2 protein-coding genes are annotated in these 3569 nt (G+C 49.8%); both read left to right on the forward strand.

Going from position 1 to position 3569, the window contains the following annotated elements; all coding sequences use genetic code 11:
• The coding region (locus QUA45_RS28245) for an AAA-like domain-containing protein (protein ID WP_333223209.1) at positions 1 to 3063 on the forward strand (3063 nt) is incomplete at its 5' end.
• Between the two features lie 27 nt (positions 3064 to 3090).
• The coding region (locus QUA45_RS28250) for an AAA-like domain-containing protein (RefSeq protein WP_333223212.1) at positions 3091 to 3569 on the forward strand (479 nt) is incomplete at its 3' end.

The following is a 3569-nucleotide window of genomic DNA, read 5'->3' on the forward strand; positions in this document are numbered from 1 at the left end:
ATTCGTTATTGTTACAACCAACGAGCCATTAATCCAGAATACAATCGGATTACCTTCGCAATTTTCGGAGTAGCTACGCCCAGTGATTTAATCGCCGATAAAAATCGGACACCTTTTAATATCGGACTGGCGATCGATTTATCAGGATTTAGCTTAGAAGAAGCGCAACCATTAGCGAAAGGGCTAGAAAATGTCATAGCCAATCCGCAAGCAGTTCTTAAAGAAATCTTAGATTGGACGGGAGGACAGCCCTTTTTAACGCAAAAAATATGTGAATTAGCAGTAAAAATGGCGCGGGAAGCCCACACGGGTGATTTAAAAATTCCACCGGGAACAGAGGGATTTTTTGTGGAAGCGTTGGTGAGAAAAAACATCATCCAGAATTGGCAATCGCAAGATGAACCCGAGCATTTAAAGACAATCCGCGATCGTCTCATTCGCAACGAGCAACGCACGGGACGTAGCTTAGGCATCTATCAGCAGCTCTTACAAGGAAGTGAAATTGAAGCGGATGATAGTCGAGAGCAGACCGAACTGGTGCTATCGGGTTTGGTAGTAAAACAACAAGGTTTGTTGAAGGTAAGAAACCCGATTTATCAAGAAGTCTTTAACTTGGAATGGGTAGAAAAACAGTTAGGGCAACTGCGCCCTTACTCCCAAGCTTTCAATGCTTGGATCGCTTCAAAACAACAGGATGAATCGCGACTGTTGCGCGGACAAGCGCTAAAAGACGCTTCCTACTGGGCGCAGGGAAAAAGTTTGAGCGATTTGGACTATCAATTTTTAGCAGCTTCTGGTGAATTAGACAAGTTGGAAATGCAGCAAGCACTGGAAGCAGAACGAGTAAAAGAAGTCGAAGCACGACTGGTAGAAGAACGCAAGCGCGTAGCTTATGAAAGAAAGACAGCACAGCGACAGCGCAAGTTTATTGCAGCGTTGAGTGGGTTGCTGATAGTTGCGATCGCATCCGCCATTTTCGCCCTCGGGCAATATTACCGCGCCGCCAAAAGCGAAATACAAGCCCTCAGCATCTCCTCCACAGGGCAATTCGCCTCCCAACAGCGATTAGACGCCCTCGTCACTGCCATCAAAGCCAGACGCAGGCTCGATCGCCTCCCTAATTCCAACCCCCAGTTGCGATCGCAAGTTCGACAAGTGCTGCAACAGGCCATCTACGGAACGGCAGAATTCAATCGCCTGACGGGGCATTCCAGCGTGGTTCTGGGCCTTGATATCAGCCCAGACGCCCAACTCATCGCCACCGGCGGCGGCGACCGAACAGTCAAGCTGTGGCAGCGGGACGGTGCGCTGCTCCACAACCTGCAACACCAGGCTGCTGTCTTCGGGCTCAAATTCAGTCCCGACAGCCAGCGCCTGGTCACATCCAGTCTCAACGGCAGCATTTATCTGTGGGATCGAGACGGCAAGCTCCTCAAAACCTTTCAGGGACACAGCGCTGCAATATGGGACATTGCCGTCAGTCCGGGCGGCGATCGCATTGCCACTGGCAGCGAAGACAGCACGATTCGCCTGTGGGACTTTAATGGCAAACTGATCGAGACACTAAGCGGACATCAAGGTGGGGTTTGGGGTCTTGCCTTCAGTTCGGATGGAAACCTGCTCGCCTCTAGTAGCACCGACGGTACGGTCAAGGTCTGGACCAAGGACGGCAAAGGAGTGAGAACTCTGGAAGGGCACCCGGCTGCCGTTTGGGACGTTAAGTTCGCCTTCCTCGCAGACAGTGACGGCACAAAACGTCTCGCTATTCTCTCTGCCAGCGCTGACAACACGGTTAAAATCTGGCAGCCCGACGGAACGCTGCTCTCCACTCTCAGGGGTCACAGTTCGGAAGTGTTGGAAATTGCCGTCAGCGATTCAGGCGATGTCATTGCTTCCGCCAGCGCAGACGGAACCATCAACCTCTGGAAGCCGGACGGGACGCTGTTGAAAGTCCTCAAAGGGCATCAATCTGGAATCCGCGGCGTTACCTTTATTCCCAACACTCAAATCGCTGTCTCCGCCAGCGACGACAATACCGTCCGGCTATGGAACCCGACAAACCCTTTCTCGAAAGTCCTGTACGGACATAGCGGCATCATTTGGGATGTAGACTTCAGCCAGGACGGTCAGATGTTAGCTTCGGCTAGTTCGGATGGCAGCTTCAAAGTGTGGGCAAAAGACGGTACGTTGCTGAAGTCTTTGGCGGGATACAAGGCTCCCGTTTACTCGGTTGCTTTCGTCTCTCCTGCTAGCTTTGCCAAAGAAGATATCTCGCCTGTACTCGCTTTTGCTGGTACAGATAAAACGATTAAACTCTGGCAGTTCGACGGGACGCTGCTGAAAACCATAACAGGACATGGGGCGAGCGTTTGGGATGTCTCCGTCAGTCCAGACGGTCAGTTCTTCGCTTCTGCCAGCGACGACAAAACCGTCAAACTGTGGAAGCCAGACGGCACTTTGCTGAAAACGTTCACAGGACATCAGGCTAGGGTTTACGATGTGGACTTTACCCCCGACGGAAACAGGCTGGTTTCTGTCAGTGCAGATGGCACAGTTCGGTTGTGGAGTATGGACGGTCGCTTGAACAAGACTTTGAAAGGTCATCGCAGTGGAATTTGGGAAGTGGCTGTCAGTCCAGACGGTCGGACTTTGGCAAGTGCGAGCATGGATGACACGATTAAACTTTGGACGATCGATGGCACGTTGCTGAAAACTATCAAGGGAAATACTAGAGGCATGATGGCGGTTGATTTAAGTCCAGACGGTCAAATGCTGGTGGCGGGAGGCGCATCTGGCGCTGTCAAACTCTGGAAAATTGACGGCACGGAAATAACGACGCTAACCCGACATGAGGGGAATGTTTGGGCGGTGGCGTTTAGTCCCGATGGCAAACAAATTGCTTCTGTTGGGGACGATCGCACGGTGATTTTGTGGGATGTGGAGGGAATTCTCAAACTCGATGAACTCGGTTATGCGTGCGATCGCGTGGGGGATTATCTGCGAACAAATGCTGAACTCAAGGGGGAGGACAGACATTTGTGCGATGCAGAGGGCGATCGCTAAATTATCCCAAACAATTAACTATCAATTATGAAAGATTACTCTTATCAAATTGGTGGCAGTCTCGCAACTGATGCGCCTACCTATGTCGAACGACAAGCAGATATCGAACTTTATGATGCCTTAAAACTCGGCGAGTTTTGCTACATTCTCAATTCGCGACAAATGGGCAAATCTTCCCTTCTCGTTCGCACCTTCCATCGATTGCAAGCCGAAGGATTTCAATGCAGCACGATCGACATGACCCGCATCGGTAGCGAAAACATTACTCCTTTACAGTGGTATAAAGGAATCGTTGGGGATTTGTGGCGCAGTTTCCATCTTGTAGGAAAAGTCAACTTAAAAACCTGGTGGCAAGAACAAGAAGAAGTTTCTCTTTTGCAAAGATTGAGTCAATTTATTGAAGAGATATTATTGGTAAAATTTCCGCAGGAGCGAATTTTTATATTTGTCGATGAGATTGATAGTATTTTAAGCTTAGATTTTCCCGTCGATGACTTTTTCGCCTT

This window comes from Microcoleus sp. Pol12A5, from assembly GCF_036701435.1.
Taxonomy (GTDB): domain Bacteria; phylum Cyanobacteriota; class Cyanobacteriia; order Cyanobacteriales; family Microcoleaceae; genus Microcoleus.